The sequence below is a fragment of the Oceanobacillus sp. FSL K6-0127 genome (assembly GCF_037983385.1).
GTDB classification, from domain to species: Bacteria; Bacillota; Bacilli; order Bacillales; family Amphibacillaceae; genus Oceanobacillus; species Oceanobacillus profundus.
In genome coordinates this window covers 235716-253316 of record NZ_CP150287.1, presented here as the reverse complement: position 1 = coordinate 253316, position 17601 = coordinate 235716, and the positions used below count along the sequence as shown (strand labels likewise).

The window sequence follows — 17601 nt, the reverse complement described above, 5'->3', positions numbered from 1 at the left end:
AAAATAAAGGGTGTGGGTGAATTGATGAAGTCAAAAACCATTGTAAAAAGATCATTGCTTTTCCTTTTGATTGCTATTGTTGCTATTATTCCATTGGTAAATCAGGACGAGCCTCTGTTTATACAAGCATCCGATGAGCGAACAGAAATGGCATTTTCAGAAGATATGTCTATAGCAGAAAAGATGGAAGTAATTCTAGCGAATGAACGTCTGGATGGGGGGGTTACGGGAGTCACGGTGAGACATGCTGCGACTGGGGAAATCTTATTTGCCGAGAATGGAGATATCCGCCTCCATCCGGCATCCAACATGAAGCTACTTACTGCAGCAGCGGCATTGGAAACGCTTGGAGCAGATTATCGATTCCGGACCGAAGTGCTAACCGATGGCAGGCAACGGGGAGAAGTTCTACTTGGGAATCTGTATTTGAAAGGGAAAGGAGACCCGACGCTATTAAAAGCTGATCTTGATCAATTTGCTAAGGATCTAAAAGCACAGGGGATTCGTAATATTAAGGGGAGACTAATTGCTGATGACACGTGGTATGATGATGTTCGGCTTTCACAAGACCTAAATTGGTCGGATGAACCTTTTTACACGGGCGCACAAGTCTCTGCTTTAACACTTTCCCCGAATGAAGATTACGATGCGGGTACAGTGATTGTCGAAGTTACTCCTGCCAAGAAATCGGAAGGGAAGGCACTCGTGAATGTTAGTCCAGAAACAGATTATGTAAAGATCGTGAATCGGACAAAGATGGTTCCAGCAGGAGAAACAAAGAAAATTTCGATTGAACGTGAACATGGATCAAATCGAATTATTGTGGAAGGGGACATGCCTGTAGGTGGAACGTTATCACGTTCATGGGCATCGGTATGGGAGCCGGCGGGGTATGCTTTATCCGTGTTCCGAAAAGCGTTAGAAGAACAAGGAATCAAATTTGTAGGTAGATCTGAGGAAGCATTCGAATCGGCTCCTGAGCATGCACAGGTTCTCGTCTCCAAGGATTCCATGCCGCTTTCTGAATTGCTCATTCCATTTATGAAATTAAGTAACAATGGACATGGCGAAGTTTTAACGAAGGAAATGGGCAAAGTTGTTCATAGTGAGGGCAGCTGGGATAAGGGACTTGAGGTGATAGAGGATGTTGTAATGGAGCTTGGCGTGAATCAAGATACAATCCTACTCCGTGATGGTTCCGGAATGTCGCATAAAAATCTCATCCCATCCAATGATTTAACACAGCTTCTGTTCGAGGCACAGAATAAAGACTGGTTCCCGGCATTTCAGCAATCCCTTCCAGTTGCTGGGGTGACGGAAAGGCTCGTTGGCGGGACATTGCGCAATCGAATGACGACAGAACCTGCGAAAGGAAACGTTACTGCAAAAACTGGCTCAATAACGGGTGTTTCTACCTTATCTGGTTATGTCACAAGTCTGGACGGTGAGGAACTGATTTTCTCCATCCTTATAAACAACTATTTAGGTTCAAGTGGAAATATACAAGCGATCGAAAATGAGATTGCAACAATGCTTGCTGGACATGAATTTCAGGAATAACTTATAAAAGGCTGTTCCACTCATCATGAGCGGAACAGCCTTCCTACTTTTATCCATTAGTTGCTTTTAGATCTATGTTCAACCGTTGCTTGGCAGAAAGGTGTTCCGGGGTAATCGGAATATGCTTCATGGCCTTGCCAAGTCCATAGACTGGCATGTTTCGGTAAATGGATTCATAATTCGCTACTTTTACTTCATAGGTTTCATGATAAATCCCGACCGCTTCGTTGTTTCTAACCTTCTTGTTGAAATTTTTCCATGCCTTCAGGTGTTTTTCTCCTTTTGCATACGCAAGTAAATCTTCAGTTGAACGCCAGTATTGAATCATTACTGTCGTTCGGAGACCGAAGTAGCTTTCCATTGATAAAAAACCAAGTTTCTCTTTGTTTGTATAGAGCTCCTTTATCATTCCTGGCATAGCATTAAATACGGGAAGCCACTTTTTTACAGCGAGTCGCTTATTAATTCGCATACCGATTAAGAAAACAACAATGGTATCTCCATTTTCTGTTGTATAACTACCTTCGTAAATATGTTGAGCCATCGTAAAACCTCCCTCTATGAAATTTTGTTAATAGTAGATTCACACCAGTCAATTGAAGCACGTGTGATTCGTTTTCCGTAGTCTAAGGTGAACAACCAATACTGTGCATCCTGGTGTCCTTGACCAGTAGTAGAAATGTTTTCTTCAATACTTTTATAAAGCAGATAACGTTCTTCTAATTGATTCTGGTAATTTTCCAGCAGATGTAATGTATGTTCCTTCAATTGATGGCGTCCAAAAAATAACTTCAGCAAGACTTCATTTCGTTCCACGGGGACCTCTTCGATTGGCTTTTCCAGCCAATCGGTTAAGACATGTTTCCCTTTCTCGGTTAGAAAATATTCGTTTCGATCGGGTTTACCCTCCTGTGTAGCGGTTTGAACGGTTGCTAACCCCTCCTCGACAATGATTTTTAATGTCGGATAAATCTGTCCATAACTGATTTTCCAGAAATGACGCAGGCTTCGATCAATGAACTGTTTGATGGAATAACCGGATCTACACTCGGTTGTTAGTATGCCAAGAATGGTGTACGTTGTGTGATTGTATTTTTTCAATGGATTCATCCTATCTAAGTGATATATATCTTTTAGATATATGATATAATAAACGGAAGAAAAGCACAAGTTAATTTTCTGAAAATTAACTTGTGAAGAAGGGCCCCTCATACAATATGTGCTATCTGCCCGGTTGGATTTAAATGCTGAAGTTTATATCAAAAGTGCTGGACTTCGACAATGGTACGACAAGAACTATTTGGACACTGCTACGAAAAATGTGATAGGCAACAAAGTCATAAAAAACCCTTCACTGCGTATGCAATGAAGGGTTTAATAAGTTACGCGATATAATCTTGTCGATCGACATTAGTATTCTCTTGTTTAATGTAGTAGCGCCCTTTTGTAGCAATTGCAATTACTACAGTAAGGATGGCGGCAAGAATTGCAGCAAAGAATGCAGCAGTGCTTTGCAGGAATGTACCTAAGAATCCTAAGGCAGCAATTGTTCCTAATCCACTAGCAATGACTAATGACCACACACCTACTGGATTCCATTTATGCAAGTTCTCTTGTCTTGCCTCGTAATAGCCTGGTCCAATTTTCAAGATGCGCTTCACAACAACGGCATCTGTAACTAAAATAGCAGCCCAAGTTAAGAGGAATACCCCTTGGAAGGTCATTACTACTTCTAAGTGATTCACAATGCCTACAAGCATTAACACCATAGAAGCAACCCCGGTTACAACAACCCAGAAACGGCGACCTGGCGTAAATTTGAAAATGTTTTCAAAGAAATTCGAAAGCGACAAGGATCCACTATATATGTTCGTAATGTTAATTCGTACTTGTGTAAGAATCGTGAATAAAGCACCCCAAATTCCGAGTAGCAATACGATATAAACACCTGGGTTAGGTTCACCTAGACGAACACCAAACCAGATTCCAAGTCCGCCCATTACTCCAAAACAGAAAATCTGAGGGATAAATCCGATGGCAAATATTCCGAGTTTCATATCTTTTGGTTTTAAGAAACGTGCATAGTCGGACGCTAGTAATGGGGTTAGTCCCATAATACCGTGTTGCATACCGATACATAGTAATAATGCTGTTCCACCAACTTGAACGCCCTCAGGCATATAAGACCAGAAGGTTCCTTCGTACAAGGAAGGTGTACGTGTAGCCATTACAATTGCTGCTGCAAGAAAAATAAAGAAGATTGGCAGTGACCATTTTTGTAGCTTATCTAATTGCTTGATTCCAAACCAGTTTAAGGGGATAACAATGGAACCAAAGACTACGATTAATACCCACTCTGGGACAGCAGGCATAAAATAGTGGACTGCAGCGACTAAAATCATGCCTTCTAGCGCGCAGTACATAATAAAATTAGTGGCGTAAATAAATGAGGTCAAAGAGGCGCCAATATAGCCAAACCCACCACCTCTGGATAATAAATTCACGTTCATTCCTGATTTAGCAGATAAATAAGCGATAAACGTTCCCAAAATTCCAGCGACAATGATTGCGTAAATTGCTGATATAATTGCGTTAACTGCACCAAATTGCAGTGCCATGACACTTCCCATTTGGAAGTAGAAGATTGCGGTTGCAATTCCAAATGTAATATTCGTAATACTTAACCATCCCATATTTCTTTTCTCACGAGGTACCCGGTCTAATGAGTAGTCATCACTATTATTATCCTCGACTTTGTGATCTGTAGTGTTAACAGATCTCATACATATCATCTCCTATCTTTTTGTGAATTTATTCACAATGTGTATTCGTAGAATGAAGGCCATTTACAAAAAAGCACCTAAATAAAATTATAACATTTTTTGAGTGGAAAAGCAAAATTTCCGAACGTATCATGGGTTGGAACAGAAAAATCACATTAAAATACGTTCTTTTATATAAAAAAACTTGCTTATTCAAAAGGAATGTGTCGATAAACGGAAATTAGTTAAAATGTGCTATATTAGTATGTGGGAAAAAGAGACTATTCATAATTATTTTCTGAGTTTAAATAACTACTAAAGGAGAGCGTTAGACGGAGATGATTCATACAAATTTAAAAGTTATTGTCGTAGTCACTGGGGCAATCTTGCTTCTCATCTTATCTGTTTTTTACCTGTGGGAAAAAAGGGAGAAGGCTGTAGCGAAAGACGAGGAAATGGATGCTGACATGGCGGATATATCTTATGGTGAATTAGAAATAAAAGATTACCTGCTTCCGCTAGAAAACTCGGAAACGCGTTCAACACTAATTAGCCATGTGATGCTCCATTTTAGTAGTAACGTTACAGAAAAGCCGCACACTCCATATCAGGTGGATGATATCCATAAGATTTTTATGGATTATGGTGTTTCCGCGCATTATGTGATAGATCGGGAAGGAGTAATTTACAAGTTTGTACAAGAGGATCGTATTGCTTATCATGCAGGTTCAGGGAGCTTGTCGCGTTTTCCAGCGTATGAAAATAAATTGAATGCCTATTCGATTGGAATTGAGCTGCTGGCTATTGGAACGAAGGAAGAAATGTCCACCTTTATTACAGAAGATACATACGATGCGCTTGACAATTCTTTTATCGGATATACAGATGCACAATATGAGTCGCTAAAAAGCTTACTACATACCATTCATGAACGATACCCAGAGGTCAAAAGGGATAGGGAGCATGTTATCGGTCACGATGAATATGCTCCAGATCGAAAAAATGATCCTGGTTCACTATTTGATTGGGGTAGAATAGGATATTAGGATTTGGATCAGGTTCGGTCAGCAAACTTAATAATACTACCAAGCTCCGAGGTAGATGTTCTACCAATCGAAAAAGACGATGGATATTACTCCATCGTCTTTCATTCTATCGAATTCTTGCAATAATCCCAGCTTCATCATCTAATTCGAGCTTAATGCCAGCAAATGGGTCCTCATTTAAAAATTCATCAAGCCATAGTCGTAACGCTTCGATAATATTTCCTGTAACCAAAACTTGCTTACGACCGCCGGCGAATGCTTCAGCAGAGAAGCCAGTATCATCGTCATACATCAGCTCTACTTCCACTTCATCTGGCTCAACTTGCTTTTTGCGAGCGGTATACACACAAATGGCATTAATAATATCCTGCTCTGAAAGAATTAGCTTCTCCATGGATTTGCATCCTCATCCTTTTTCTTCTTCGTGAAGAAGGTGAAAATTTTACGGACAATCGCAAAGAGAATAACAATTGCTAGAATGTTTACAGCTAGTCCTACTAAAGAACCGAGCATGCCTAAGTTTCCTAATAAACCACCAAATAGCAGCCCAGCAAGACCTCCTAGCATGAGCCCTTTCATAAGACCGCCTGACATCAATCCACCGCTTTTATTTGTATTCGTTGTTGATTTACTATTGTTGTTCTTATTGTTTTGAAAAAGAGAGTTATTGTTGTTTGTGTTGCTTTTGTTTGAATTGAAATTGAAGCCTTTCTTTCCAGATTTATAGGATTTTGCTTCAACCGTAATGGTGTGATCTTGAAAAATAATATTTCCAATTGGTGAAAATAGAAGTGTTGCGGTAATCAAAGCTGTTAAAATCTTCTTCATTTCTTTAATCTCCTTCATAAATTGTATCATAGTCTATTATACTATAATTTATTGTATTGCACGATTTTAAAAGGCATCCAGATAAGTTATCTGAACGCCTTTATCAGGTGTAGGCTTCTTCCTAAGAAGCTCGCTTCCAGTCCGAAACATCAATTTCCAGTGGGATATTACTTGCTCTTGCTTTCTTAGCGGCCATAAAGAACAATAGGACAATGATTGCTGCTCCGGTAAATCCGCCAGCCCATGAAATGTTCATTGGTAAATTAAATCCTATTGGCTGTGATAAAATATAGGTAATTACCATCACGAGCATGAATGTTCCAGGGATTAATGCCACAAAGTAGTTTTTCCGTGCTATATATAGATACATCGCTCCTACAAAAAGTGCAATGACGGCTGTTGATTGGTTTGCCCAGTTGAAATATCGCCACAATAAGTTAAAGTCAATCTGTGTTAAGACAGCGGAAACGACGAAAAGTGGTACGGCAATCCACAGGCGACTTGAAAACTTTTTCTGTGCGATGTTTAAGTAATCTGCGATAATCATCCGTGCACTTCGGAATGCAGTATCTCCGGAAGTGATTGGTAGAACAACGACACCAAGTACAGCAAGCGTTCCACCGATTGCACCTAGAAGAATAGTTGATGACTCACTAACAATTGCTCCGGGGCCACCAGCTGCTAAGATTTCATTCAATCCGTTATAGCCATTGAACATACTCATTGCCGCAGCAGCCCAAATCATTGCGATGATTCCTTCTGCAATCATCATGCCATAGAAAATTTTGCGGCCTTCTTTTTCCCTTTTGGTTGTACGGGAAATAATTGGTGTTTGTGTCGCATGGAATCCAGACAGCGCACCACAAGAAATAGTGAAAAATAGCAGTGGGAAAATAGCTGCCCCTTCAGGATGGAAATTCTGGAAGGAAAGCTCTGGAATTGGTGCATTTGTAGCAACTAAACCTATCCCTACACCAAGTGCACTAATTAACAGCAAGGCACCAAAATACGGGTATAAGCGTCCAATTACTTTATCTACCGGAAGTAGTGTAGCGATAATATAATAAGCAAAAATAGCTACGATAAAGATCCATAATGCCACACTTCCATCTGTGAGCAGGTGAAGCAAGCTGGCTGGTGTGGAAACAAATACCGTACCAACTAATAATAAAAGCAGAACAGCAAAGCCATTTACGACATGCTTCATAACCTTTCCAAGAAACTTACTGGCAAGCTCTGGCAAATGAGCGCCACGATTTCGGATAGAAATCATTCCTGTCAAATAATCATGAACTGCCCCTGCAAAAATACACCCGACAACAATCCAAATAAATGCTGCTGGTCCATAAAGTGCACCCATAATTGGACCAAATACGGGGCCTGTCCCAGCGATATTCAGTAGCTGTATGAGTGAATTCTTTGGTGTGCTCATCGGAATATAGTCCACACCATCACTGTTTACATAGGCAGGTGTTGGACGCTCATCTTTAACACCGAAGAGCTTTTCAATAAATTTCCCATACGTAAAATAACCAATAATTAATAGTGCAATACCTGCAAGAAATGTATACAACCTGCGTCTCCTCCTTTTTTGAATCCGGTTTCATAATAGTATAAAAGAATCAAAGGACAGTAGGGGAGAATTGGGCGTAAAAGGTAATCATTTCGAATTATCATGTCAGCTGACTGGATTAAGATGCAAGTTGTTAGATTTCCAGTCGACTACGTAATGCTTTTACATAATTTCTACTTACAGATAACGTATCGTCACTTCCTTCTAATTGTAAGTGGTATGCACCGTTAAACCATGGGGTAAGTCGTGTGATATACTCTAAATTGACTAAGAAGCTTTTATGAATTCGAAAGAAACCATACGTTAGAAGTCTAGTTTCTAAGTCTTTAAGGGCAATCTTTGTTTCAAATTCGCCGCTCTTGGTAACGAGCTTGGTTCGTTTATCGCTTCTCGACATATATAAAATATCCTCGGGTTCAACATAAAAGATATCTCCGTCTGCTTCTACAGCAAGTTTTCCGGCCTGTTTTCCTGTATCTGCTTCAATTGTTGCTCCGAGTTTTTTTTCAATCCGTTCGATTGTCTCCTGTAATTGCTCTTCATCATAAGGCTTAAGCAAATAATCCACCGCATTATAGCGAAACGCCTCGGCAGCAAACTGTGGATATGCGGTAGCAAAGACAACCAATGGTGCTTTTTTAAGTTCCTTGATTGCTTTTGCTGTTTCCATTCCACTCATTTTTGGCATTTCCACATCAAGAAAGACGACATCTGGCTGATGCTGAATCGTCTTCATAATAGCTGTTTCCCGTGATTCCGCTTCTTCGATAACTTGAAGGTGGGGAAAGTTACCTAATAAATGCTTTAATTCCTTTCGGTTGTGAGGCTCATCATCAACGACGAGTGCTCGGATTAACTGATCCACTGTTTCCTAACCTCCTCATACGGTAGAGTGAAATGAATTTTCGTACCGCTCTCGATACTGCTTGTTACATGAAGTGATGCATGCTGTCCAAACATCATACTCAGCCTTCGATTAACATTATAAAGTGCTAGGCCGCTTCCAGTTTCAGAATCAATTGGTGCTTGATGTATCTTGGCTGCTGCCGCTTTACTCATTCCTTTTCCATTATCCTCGATGCTAATATAAATAACTTCTCGTTGCTTCTTCATCACGATTTCCAGGTTACAATTACTTTCCTTATCTTTAAATCCATGGGTGATCGCATTCTCAACGATTGGCTGAAGCGTGAGCGGTGGAATATGGTGCGAAAGGATATCCTTTTCGATCGTATAGTTCACATTTAATTTATCGTAAAACCGCTCTTTATTTAATGCTAAATAGGCTTTCACGTGCTTCAATTCTTGCTCCAGTGTAGTTACTTCCTGTGTTGTAGCGGATAAATTTTGCCGGAGGAAATGCGATAACGAAACAAGCATTTTCCGTGCTTTAGCTGGGTTAAGGCGAATCAATGAAACAATCGTGTTTAATGTATTGAATAGAAAATGCGGGCTGATTTGTGCTTGCAACGCTTTTATTTCGGCATCTTTTGCTAGCTGATATGCCCTGTCTGCGTGTGCCACTTCAAGCTGGTGACTCATCATCGAACTCAGGCCTTTGATAAGTTCGATATTCACATTCGTCAGATCATTTTCAGACTGGAAGTAAAATTTTAATGTGCCAATTGTTTCACCGCGCTGCTTTAAGGGTGCGATAACGGCTGCTCCAAGAGGACAGCCTTCTACCGAGCAATGAATCGAATCTGGGTTGGCAATAAGAATTTCACCGCGCTTAATGGCATCGAGTGTAATCTGCGTCTGGATTGGCTTTTCTTTTTGATGATGATCATGTCCAAGACCAACATGTGCAAGTATTTCGGTTTTATTCGTTATGGAAACGGCACTTGTTTTTAGTTCGTTATGAATAATACGGCACACTGCATCCGCGGAATTAATATGGAGCCCGCTTTGCAGATGTGCAAGCGTCATATCGGCAATTCGTAATGTTTTTTGGGCTTGCATGGCGCTTGCCTTTTCTTCTTCACGGAGGACACTTTTGATTACTAAAAGAACAAGGACCGTGCCCATTCCATTCGCTACAATCATCGGAACACCGATGATATTTACTAAAGCCCACGCTTGCTCCACAGGACGTGCGACGAGGACAATGATAAGCATTTGGATTGTCTCTGCTAATGCCCCAATTAAGAAGGCACTACGCAGCTTTATACGCTTGTTTTTCTTATGAAACAGACTTGCTAGAATGCCTGCAATGATGGTAGCTATTCCACAAGCAATGGCTGTGAAACCACCTAATGTAAATCGATGCAGACCAGCAATAAGCCCTGCGCCAATACCGACCTTAGGACCACCGAGCAGGCCGGCAATCACAATGCCGATCACTCTTGAGTTGGCAAGTGCTTCTTCGGTCGTCAAATCGGTTGCCCAGCGGTTAAATTGGAGGCTTTCTGTGCTTAAGCTCAATCCTGTATATGTACCAATAATCCCAAAGGATCCAAAGAAAATAATGGCGGTAAGCTGCTGCTTCCGATTAAGCTGATCTTGATAAAACATGTTCCGGAAAAAGTGAAATCTCGTTAAAATAAAGGCGATTGTTACAATAATTCCCACGCGTTCTACCAATGTCACCAATAATTCGAACATCGAAAGCCTCCTTTTTACAATTGAAATCAAGTGAATAGGTAAGGGTTTTCAATAAGTATAACAGGTTCGGATATGTTTGAAAATTGGGGAATAAGATACATTTTGGGGTTGCATTCCAATTTTTCTTAGGTGCGCATGCTCTCACTTCCCATATGGTTAAAAGCCTATAATTTTAAGGGAATCGGGAAGGCAACATAAAAAGGCATTCACCTAAAAGCATGGTGAATGCCAAGATTTCTAATCTACTGTCAGCAGTGCATGAAGGCTCCGGAAGAAATCAGCAAAGAAACCGCCTTATAAAACTGAACCCTTTGCTTTCGGATGAGCATTTCGTTATTTTATGCGATATGATGATGCTAGTACAACGGTTCGTCTCACTCAGTGGGCGATTTGTTTAACCTTGCATCTCCAAAGACCTGATCAATTCCTCGCAAACTCACCATCAATCTCAACAGTTTCAAACACATTAATAAAGGCCTTTTCATCATGAGATCGAACAATCTCTTTAATTTTTAATGTTTCATAGCGGGTAACAACCATCATCAAAATTTGCTTTGATTCATTGGTGTAGCCACCATACCCATCCGTAATCGTAATGCCTCGGTAAATGGATTTCAGTAATTCCTTGCGTATCGCCTCGCCCTTTGTTGTGACAATCTGCATTGTTAATTTAATATGACTCGTGTGAATTTTATCAATCATTCTACCGGTTAAATAAATCGAAAGCAGTGTATATAATGCAATGTTCCAATTGAAAATCATGCCAGAAAAAAGCACAATAACGCCATTCATTCCAGTAAGCAGTAATCCTACACTGAAATTACTGGTGCGTGAAATAATCATTGCGATAATATCGAATCCTCCGGACGTTGCGGAGAATTTCATAACGACACCAATCCCAATACCGCCAAGCACACCTCCGAAAATGGCAGATAGTAAAATATTGTCTGTCAGACTTATGACGGGTAATACATATAAGAAGATGGATAGTGTTACAACACAAACGAGCGTATTTATTGTAATTTCCTTACCGAGCTTATAGTAGCCAAGAATAAGAATTGGGATATTCAAAACAAGATTAAATACTCCTGTATCAAATGGGGTGAGCAATCCAAGTAAAATAGCAATTCCACTAACGCCGCTGCTCAAAATTTCAAATGGAACTAGGAAAAAGTTAAAGGCTATTGCCACAAGCAGGGACCCAGCGATTACCATTATATTTTTCTTCATTTATTGGAACCTCCTAAATATATGATGTGAATTCTTGGTGATGGACGACCGTTTTAAACCACCACAACATCTTATCTGAAAACACACCCGTTGTCAGCACTTTTTTAACTTAGTTTTCGCTTTTTGTTACGAAATCATGAATTTATTCTTTAAACCGATTCTAGAAGGCACTCTTGGAGTGTGGTAAGATTTGAGTTAAGGAGATTGTTTTTGAAATGGAGGATTCAAATGCACAGCACGATTCAAACGTATTTTACCAATTTAAATAATGAAGATAAGCAAGTTCAATATGAAGCATTTATGCAACTTCTTGCCGCTACAGAGGTTGAGGTAGATTGGGCTTATGAAGTGTGGGATGAACTGGTAGCAGGACTAACTTCATCCGATAATCATACACGTTCGAGATATGCGCAGCTTTTAGCAGGGCTTGCTATAAGTGATCCAGAAAAGCGGATATTAACCGATTTTTCGAAGCTATGGCAGATGACGAAGGACCCAAAAACAGTTACAGCACGACACAGTTTGCAAGCAATCTGGAAAGTAGGCTTAGCTGGCGAAGAACAGAAAGCGCTCGTCATGAATCACTTTATGGAGCGGTTTACGATGTGTGAGGGGGAGAAAAACTATACATTAGTTCGCTTCGATATTATTCAGGCGATGCGGAATTTGTATGAACACGTACAGGATGAGATGATAAAAGAGAAGGCGCTTGAGCTAATCAATCAAGAGGATGATGTAAAGTATCAGAGGAAGTATGCAAAGGTATGGAAGTAAGTCGTGTGTTGCTTTTGTCCGCATAGGAGGGGGAAGAGATGGAAGGTTTTCGTGGTTTCATTATATTGACACTTGTTTTCATAATTGTCATTTTGGTCATTGCATTCCTTTTTAAAGCGAAAAAACTGCTAGTTCCGATTATAATCAATATTTTAAGTGTCGTACTCGTTGTGATCAGCTTGATGTTTGGAGGATGGGAAGGGATGGGGCTAGGCTTTATCAGTGTGTCTCTTTATTTAGCTTCGATTATTGTTTTCCTAATGATCGGGTTTCGATATCTTCTAAGCAAATAATGGTCGTATTATTAATCATCGTACAATTTGTAATTGAAAAGCAGTGAAGCCTGTAAAGAGGTTCACTGCCATTCGTATTATTTAGAAATAGAGAGGTAAGTAATAAAACATATCATATACAGACTAAATAGGATGGTCATCCATTTAGATGATTTTCGACCTGTACTAAAAATACCCTTTATACCATTATTTAAAATGCTTGTGATGAGTATGATTATAGCACCAGCAAATGAGAGCATTGCAACGATGAAAAAGAATTCTTCCATAGTACACCCACTTTTATATATTTTTTAGGTTGGCCTAGTAGGGACAAGGAACAAGGGTAGCAATGCTGTCCCTCTAGAGTGATTCTCTAATGACTCTTTTATAATACAACACGGACAATATGCCAAAAATAGAATACAATGCTGTGTAAATGATCATGACGATAATCATTGGTGTCCACAATTCTGTACCGAAAAGGAACCAACCAGATTTGACTGCGAAATAGCTATGGCACAATCCAATTACTAATGGGATACCAAAGTTAAAAAGCTGTTTTCGCCATATACCACGTAATAAATCACCTTGTGTAAATCCTAGTTTCCTTAAAATTGTATAATTAGCCTTTTCTTCTTCACTCTCATCCATCTGTTTGAAGTATAAAATACAGCCAGACGTAATAAGAAAGGCTAAGCCTAGAAATCCAACGATAAACATAACGAGCCCCATTGTACTTTTTTGATTTTGTAATGACGCAAGCTGGGAAAGATTCGAACCCTCATCCTGTAATTCGAGTGATTGGAAGATTTCATCTGCCTGTGCTAAATCTGATTGGTCTTCGATATTGATTCCAATATAGATTGGCGGCTGATTTTGAATCTCTGGATCCATGTCCTGCACTAACTTTTCGAATATGGTGCTGTCAACAATAGCGGTTGGTAATCCGCCACCAGTGAAATTATAGGGAAGGATGGTCCCTTCACGTAAGCCTAGAAAGTTTTGCTTAATCTCTCCGTTTGGGGTGACGAACGCTACTTCACCAGATTCTTTCAATGAAATAAACTGTTCGAGAACTCCGCTATATCCAGTAAGGATGAGCTCTTGGGAAGACACATCTATACCTTCTACCGCCTCTTCACTTACTACAGGTAATAGCATTTTATCTGGATTGGCTACCATTTCTGACTCACTGAAATCCGTCTCCATGATTTGTGAAACATCCAAATCAACTTGAACAACATCTATATTTGTTTCTTCATACGCAATATCTTCCTTGTTTAGTAAAGCTTTAAATGTCTCTGCCTCTTCTGTAGTTGCAATCGAAAAATGCGCCGGTACATTTTGTTCCGCTAATTTTTCTGCTGAATAATAGGAAATATAACTGAGACATAATAATCCAATCGCAAGCGCTGATACAGTGGTGATGATGGTTAATAGCAATGCATTCGACTTCATACGGAACATAATCGATGAAAGGGATAAGACATCATTCAGATTTAAATAGCCGCCCTTGCTTTTTCGAATGAGATGAAAGATAAAGCTAACGCTCCCTTTATAAAATAAATACGTCCCAATAATGACAGAAGCCAGAATGCTCACCATTGCTATAACTAATTGGGGAAATGTGACAAAGTCGCCACCAAATAGTTTTGTTGAGACAAAGTAGCCGGTAATAATAAGTCCAATTCCGATAACGCCGATAATCATTTGAAGGATGGACATTTTCTTAGCCCTTGCTTCAGTCGATGAGCGAACACGGAATAAGGATAGGATGCTCTGTCTTTTAATAAATAGTAAGTTCATAATCATAATGCAAAAATAAATCGCTGTAAAAACAAGTAATGTTTGGATCATGGCCTCCGTCGAAAAACGTAAGGTGGCTACCTGTTCGATACCAATAACGTTCAACAAAATCATCATAATAAATTTCGAAGCTGCAAAACCGATAAAAGTTCCGATGACAAGTGACCCGAAGTATAAGATGAGATTTTCAAGTGTAAGTATTTGGAAGATTTTACCTTTTGTCATCCCAATCAATTGAAATAATCCAATTTCTTTGCTGCGCCGTTTAATAAAGATTGTATTTGCATATAACAAAAAGATCGTAACAATACCAACAAGAACGATGGATGCTGTTCGAATTCCGGCAGCTCCTTTTATCGACCCTTCTGCTGCATCCATTGCCGGGTCAAACTGTAAGGTAACAAATGCGAAATAAAGCGCGACACTAAAGATTAAGGCAAAGACGTAGAGATAATAATTCTTCAAATTCTTTTTCAGGTTACGGTAGATGAGATGATTAATGCTCATGATGAACCCCGCCTAATACGCCTTGTGTTTTCATAATATCTTTGAAAAAGGTTTGTCTTGTTTCCTCTCCCTTATTTAATTGGGTATAAATTTGACCATCCTTGATAAAAATCACTCTGGAAGAATAGCTTGCAGCAACCGGATCATGCGTTACCATAATAATCGTTGATCGCAGCTTTTCGTTCAAGTCACTTAATTTATTTAATAAATCAGAAGCTGCTTTGGAATCGAGAGCTCCTGTTGGTTCATCTGCGAATATGATGCTCGGCTCATGAATGAATGCACGAGCTGCCGATGTACGCTGTTTTTGTCCACCAGAGATTTCATTTGGATACTTATCTTTTAAATCGGCAATCCCAAGTTCTGCAGCGAGTGCACGGAATTTTTGATCTGCCTCTTTTTTAGGTGTCTTCTTAATAGATAATGGCAATAGAATATTTTCCTTAACGGTCAACGTATCGAGTAAATTATACTCCTGAAAAATAAACCCTAAATGCTGCTTCCGAAATTCGGCTAATTGTTTTTCACGCATGCGTGTAAAATCAGTGTTCTCTATTTTAATCGACCCTTGACTGACTTCGTCGATGGAAGATAATACATTGAGCAAGGTCGTTTTTCCCGAACCGGATGCCCCCATAATACTAACGAATTCACCCTTTTCCACGGTCATATCGATGCCTTTTAACACTTCTTGTTTATTAAACTTATTTCCATAGCTTTTATGGATTTTAGTTGCTTGTAATATATGCATGTTCTCACTCCCGATTTATTCGTTAGTATTAGCTTAATCGATTCCTATAGCCTTTTCCTTCGATTTACCGAACAAAAAGAAGAAGCATATGACAATTTTGTCACATGCTTGTGAGTTGTACAAATGTATTCTTTTTTGGAAAGGTTAAGGTGAAGGTCGTGCCTTCTCCAAGAGTTGATTGTACATCAATCTCGATTGCTAAAGATGCAGCTGCCTTTTTGGTCAAATAAAGTCCCATACCAGTTGCAGCATTGTCCTGGTGACTTGTCGTTGATGTAAAGCCTTTGTCAAAAATACGCGGGAGGTCTCTCGGGTCGATTCCCCGTCCTGCATCTTGAATCACTAACTTAATTTGGCCTGCTTCTAGATAGCTTGAAATGAGGATGTCCGAGTTCTCGCTGTACTTGACAGCATTCGTTAACAGCTGTCTGACCATAAACGAAAGCCATTTTGCATCGGTTAGAACCTCTGGATTCTGTAAAGAAATATCAAACCCGATTCCTTTTTGCATACACCATGATTTTAAATCCTTTATTTCTTTGTAAAGGAGCGCCTCTAAGGCAGTGACCTCGATATATAGATCGTTTTTAATAAAAGGGATGCGTCGCTGATGGAGCTGCTGATCGAGCAAGAGATGGATTCGTAACCATTCATTATTTAATTGTGCCTTTAACCGTTCATCTTCCATGCGATCCATCATTAATTGCATGGTCGTTAAGGGCGTTTTCACTTCATGAATCCAGCCTAAGAGATCATCTTTTTCCTGCTCCACACTGATAAGAAGATCCGATAACGATTTTTTGTAGTACTGGGCTTGATCGGTTAGTTGTGTATTTGTTATTTTTTCAAACGGTGTTCTCGCATCTTTTAAACTTATTAAATCAAAGTCATCGCCCAACGCTTCTAATTCCTTATAAAAGGTTGTCTCTTTTTGAAAACGAACCATCAAAAAGAGAATGAAAATAATGCAGCTCAAAAAAACAATGTACAAAATCGATTGAAAGGGGATGGATGCGTCAAGGTAAGCAATTAGCAGGAAGAGGGCTTGCAAGGCTAGAAAGAGGATGATCCAGCTGCGTCTTTCAATCATATATTTTCTAATCATGCGGATACGCCTCTTCTATCGCGATATAGCCCTGTCCAACCTTTGTTTCAATAAAACTCCCCAACCCTAGTTCTCCCAAGCGTTTACGTAGCCGATTCACATTAACGGTTAATGTGTTATCACTGACAAAACGCTCATCATCCCATAAACGTTTAATGAGTTCTTCGCGGCTAACAATTTGATTTTTTTGCTCGATTAAAACGTTCAAAATATACATTTCATTTTTCGTTAATTCAAGGCTTCCTAGATGGTTGCTGACGGTATTTTTCGTATAATCAACTGTTGCGCCGCACCATGTTCGCAATTCCGTTTGTTCATTATTGTAATTGTACACACGCCGAAGAATTGCTTGAATCTTAGCGATGAGCACATCGAAATGAAACGGCTTTTGAACAAAGTCATCTGCACCAAGCTGCATGGACATCACCATGTCTGTCGGATGGTCACGTGAGGACAGGAAGATAATCGGGACATTGGAATGTGAGCGAATCATGCGACACCAATGAAACCCATCGAATTTCGGCAATTGGATATCAATAATGACTAGATCAGGCTTCACTTCTGTGAATTCCTGAATCACATGATTGAAATCTTGAACACCGTACACGCCATACGACCATTGGGATAAGCGTTCTTTTATTTCATTAAATAAGGAAGCATCGTCTTCAACAAGCATAATTTTAAACAAGGAAGCCACCACATTTCTATATTGCATTCTATTATAATTGTACCTTAAAAAAGGAGGGGGCTGCTAGGGTTTTGGAATATATGTTTTCAAGAACT

Annotated in this window: 17 protein-coding genes; 4 read left to right on the top strand and 13 right to left on the bottom strand. The window is 39.6% G+C overall.

Annotated elements, in window-relative coordinates; all coding sequences use genetic code 11:
* Window positions 1-24: 24 nt before the first annotated feature.
* On the top strand, window positions 25-1560 hold the full coding sequence (gene dacB, locus MHH64_RS01235; RefSeq protein WP_340003245.1) for a D-alanyl-D-alanine carboxypeptidase/D-alanyl-D-alanine-endopeptidase: 1536 nt from the start codon (window positions 25-27) through the stop codon (window positions 1558-1560).
* A gap of 49 nt (window positions 1561-1609) precedes the next feature.
* Here dacB and MHH64_RS01230 read toward each other — a convergent pair whose 3' ends face one another.
* The 3 genes from MHH64_RS01230 to MHH64_RS01220 all read right to left on the bottom strand — a co-directional run bounded on the left by MHH64_RS01230 (window position 1610) and on the right by MHH64_RS01220 (window position 4343).
* Window positions 1610-2104 carry a DUF4188 domain-containing protein gene (locus MHH64_RS01230; RefSeq protein ID WP_340002520.1) on the bottom strand — a complete coding sequence of 165 codons (495 nt, stop codon included), beginning with the start codon at window positions 2102-2104 and terminating at the stop codon, window positions 1610-1612.
* 14 nt (window positions 2105-2118) lie between these two features.
* Window positions 2119-2661: a PadR family transcriptional regulator gene (locus MHH64_RS01225; RefSeq protein WP_340002519.1), complete on the bottom strand. Its 543-nt coding sequence runs from the start codon at window positions 2659-2661 to the stop codon at window positions 2119-2121.
* A gap of 281 nt (window positions 2662-2942) precedes the next feature.
* Complete coding sequence (locus MHH64_RS01220) at window positions 2943-4343, bottom strand: cytosine permease (RefSeq protein ID WP_095310418.1); 1401 nt, start codon at window positions 4341-4343, stop codon at window positions 2943-2945.
* A 317-nt stretch (window positions 4344-4660) separates the two neighbouring features.
* Between MHH64_RS01220 and MHH64_RS01215 the strand changes: the two genes are divergently transcribed.
* Window positions 4661-5368 carry an N-acetylmuramoyl-L-alanine amidase gene (locus MHH64_RS01215; protein WP_340002518.1) on the top strand — a complete coding sequence of 236 codons (708 nt, stop codon included), beginning with the start codon at window positions 4661-4663 and terminating at the stop codon, window positions 5366-5368.
* 106 nt (window positions 5369-5474) lie between these two features.
* Here MHH64_RS01215 and MHH64_RS01210 read toward each other — a convergent pair whose 3' ends face one another.
* The 6 genes from MHH64_RS01210 to MHH64_RS01185 form a co-directional block, all read right to left on the bottom strand.
* On the bottom strand, window positions 5475-5762 hold the full coding sequence (locus MHH64_RS01210) for a YxcD family protein (RefSeq protein ID WP_095310420.1): 288 nt from the start codon (window positions 5760-5762) through the stop codon (window positions 5475-5477).
* Window positions 5750-6196 carry a hypothetical protein gene (locus MHH64_RS01205; RefSeq protein WP_095310437.1) on the bottom strand — a complete coding sequence of 149 codons (447 nt, stop codon included), beginning with the start codon at window positions 6194-6196 and terminating at the stop codon, window positions 5750-5752. The genes MHH64_RS01210 and MHH64_RS01205 overlap by 13 nt, the downstream gene beginning before the upstream one ends.
* A gap of 121 nt (window positions 6197-6317) precedes the next feature.
* Window positions 6318-7769, bottom strand: a complete 1452-nt coding sequence (locus tag MHH64_RS01200) for a carbon starvation CstA family protein (protein WP_095310439.1) — start codon at window positions 7767-7769, stop codon at window positions 6318-6320.
* 133 nt (window positions 7770-7902) lie between these two features.
* The gene (locus tag MHH64_RS01195; RefSeq protein WP_340002517.1) at window positions 7903-8634 is read right to left on the bottom strand and encodes a LytTR family DNA-binding domain-containing protein; all 732 of its coding nucleotides are present in this window, start codon (window positions 8632-8634) and stop codon (window positions 7903-7905) included.
* Window positions 8622-10373: a sensor histidine kinase gene (locus MHH64_RS01190; protein ID WP_251660119.1), complete on the bottom strand. Its 1752-nt coding sequence runs from the start codon at window positions 10371-10373 to the stop codon at window positions 8622-8624. Before MHH64_RS01190 ends, MHH64_RS01195 begins: the two co-directional genes overlap by 13 nt.
* Before the next feature lie 420 nt (window positions 10374-10793).
* A complete protein-coding gene (locus MHH64_RS01185) occupies window positions 10794-11603 on the bottom strand; it encodes a YitT family protein (protein WP_095310445.1) in 810 nt (269 codons plus the stop codon).
* Window positions 11604-11831: 228 nt separating this feature from the next.
* On the opposite strand from MHH64_RS01185, the gene MHH64_RS01180 reads away from it, so the two are divergent.
* Window positions 11832-12377, top strand: a complete 546-nt coding sequence (locus tag MHH64_RS01180) for a hypothetical protein (RefSeq protein ID WP_340003244.1) — start codon at window positions 11832-11834, stop codon at window positions 12375-12377.
* 38 nt (window positions 12378-12415) lie between these two features.
* The gene (locus MHH64_RS01175; protein WP_095310450.1) at window positions 12416-12670 is read left to right on the top strand and encodes a YesK family protein; all 255 of its coding nucleotides are present in this window, start codon (window positions 12416-12418) and stop codon (window positions 12668-12670) included.
* 339 nt (window positions 12671-13009) lie between these two features.
* On the opposite strand, the gene MHH64_RS01170 is transcribed toward MHH64_RS01175, so the two are convergent.
* The 4 genes from MHH64_RS01170 to MHH64_RS01155 all read right to left on the bottom strand — a co-directional run bounded on the left by MHH64_RS01170 (window position 13010) and on the right by MHH64_RS01155 (window position 17506).
* The gene (locus tag MHH64_RS01170) at window positions 13010-14962 is read right to left on the bottom strand and encodes an ABC transporter permease (RefSeq protein ID WP_340002516.1); all 1953 of its coding nucleotides are present in this window, start codon (window positions 14960-14962) and stop codon (window positions 13010-13012) included.
* Window positions 14952-15713 (bottom strand): ABC transporter ATP-binding protein, encoded by a 762-nt coding sequence (locus MHH64_RS01165; protein WP_095310454.1) that lies wholly within the window; start codon window positions 15711-15713, stop codon window positions 14952-14954. Before MHH64_RS01165 ends, MHH64_RS01170 begins: the two co-directional genes overlap by 11 nt.
* Window positions 15714-15813: 100 nt before the next feature.
* Entirely contained in the window at window positions 15814-16818 is a 1005-nt protein-coding gene (locus tag MHH64_RS01160) for a sensor histidine kinase (protein ID WP_118888353.1), read from the bottom strand.
* A complete protein-coding gene (locus MHH64_RS01155) occupies window positions 16811-17506 on the bottom strand; it encodes a response regulator transcription factor (RefSeq protein ID WP_251660115.1) in 696 nt (231 codons plus the stop codon). Before MHH64_RS01155 ends, MHH64_RS01160 begins: the two co-directional genes overlap by 8 nt.
* Window positions 17507-17601 lie beyond the last annotated feature (95 nt).

Coding starts and splice junctions, on each gene's coding strand:
- MHH64_RS01230 (WP_340002520.1), bottom strand. CDS start 2,104: ATGGCTCAACATATTTACGAAGGTAGTTATACAACAGAAAATGGAGAT.
- MHH64_RS01160 (WP_118888353.1), bottom strand. CDS start 16,818: ATGATTAGAAAATATATGATTGAAAGACGCAGCTGGATCATCCTCTTT.
- MHH64_RS01210 (WP_095310420.1), bottom strand. CDS start 5,762: ATGGAGAAGCTAATTCTTTCAGAGCAGGATATTATTAATGCCATTTGT.
- MHH64_RS01205 (WP_095310437.1), bottom strand. CDS start 6,196: ATGAAGAAGATTTTAACAGCTTTGATTACCGCAACACTTCTATTTTCA.
- MHH64_RS01190 (WP_251660119.1), bottom strand. CDS start 10,373: ATGTTCGAATTATTGGTGACATTGGTAGAACGCGTGGGAATTATTGTA.
- MHH64_RS01165 (WP_095310454.1), bottom strand. CDS start 15,713: ATGCATATATTACAAGCAACTAAAATCCATAAAAGCTATGGAAATAAG.
- MHH64_RS01215 (WP_340002518.1), top strand. CDS start 4,661: ATGATTCATACAAATTTAAAAGTTATTGTCGTAGTCACTGGGGCAATC.
- MHH64_RS01170 (WP_340002516.1), bottom strand. CDS start 14,962: ATGAGCATTAATCATCTCATCTACCGTAACCTGAAAAAGAATTTGAAG.
- dacB (WP_340003245.1), top strand. CDS start 25: ATGAAGTCAAAAACCATTGTAAAAAGATCATTGCTTTTCCTTTTGATT.
- MHH64_RS01185 (WP_095310445.1), bottom strand. CDS start 11,603: ATGAAGAAAAATATAATGGTAATCGCTGGGTCCCTGCTTGTGGCAATA.
- MHH64_RS01180 (WP_340003244.1), top strand. CDS start 11,832: ATGCACAGCACGATTCAAACGTATTTTACCAATTTAAATAATGAAGAT.
- MHH64_RS01220 (WP_095310418.1), bottom strand. CDS start 4,343: ATGAGATCTGTTAACACTACAGATCACAAAGTCGAGGATAATAATAGT.
- MHH64_RS01175 (WP_095310450.1), top strand. CDS start 12,416: ATGGAAGGTTTTCGTGGTTTCATTATATTGACACTTGTTTTCATAATT.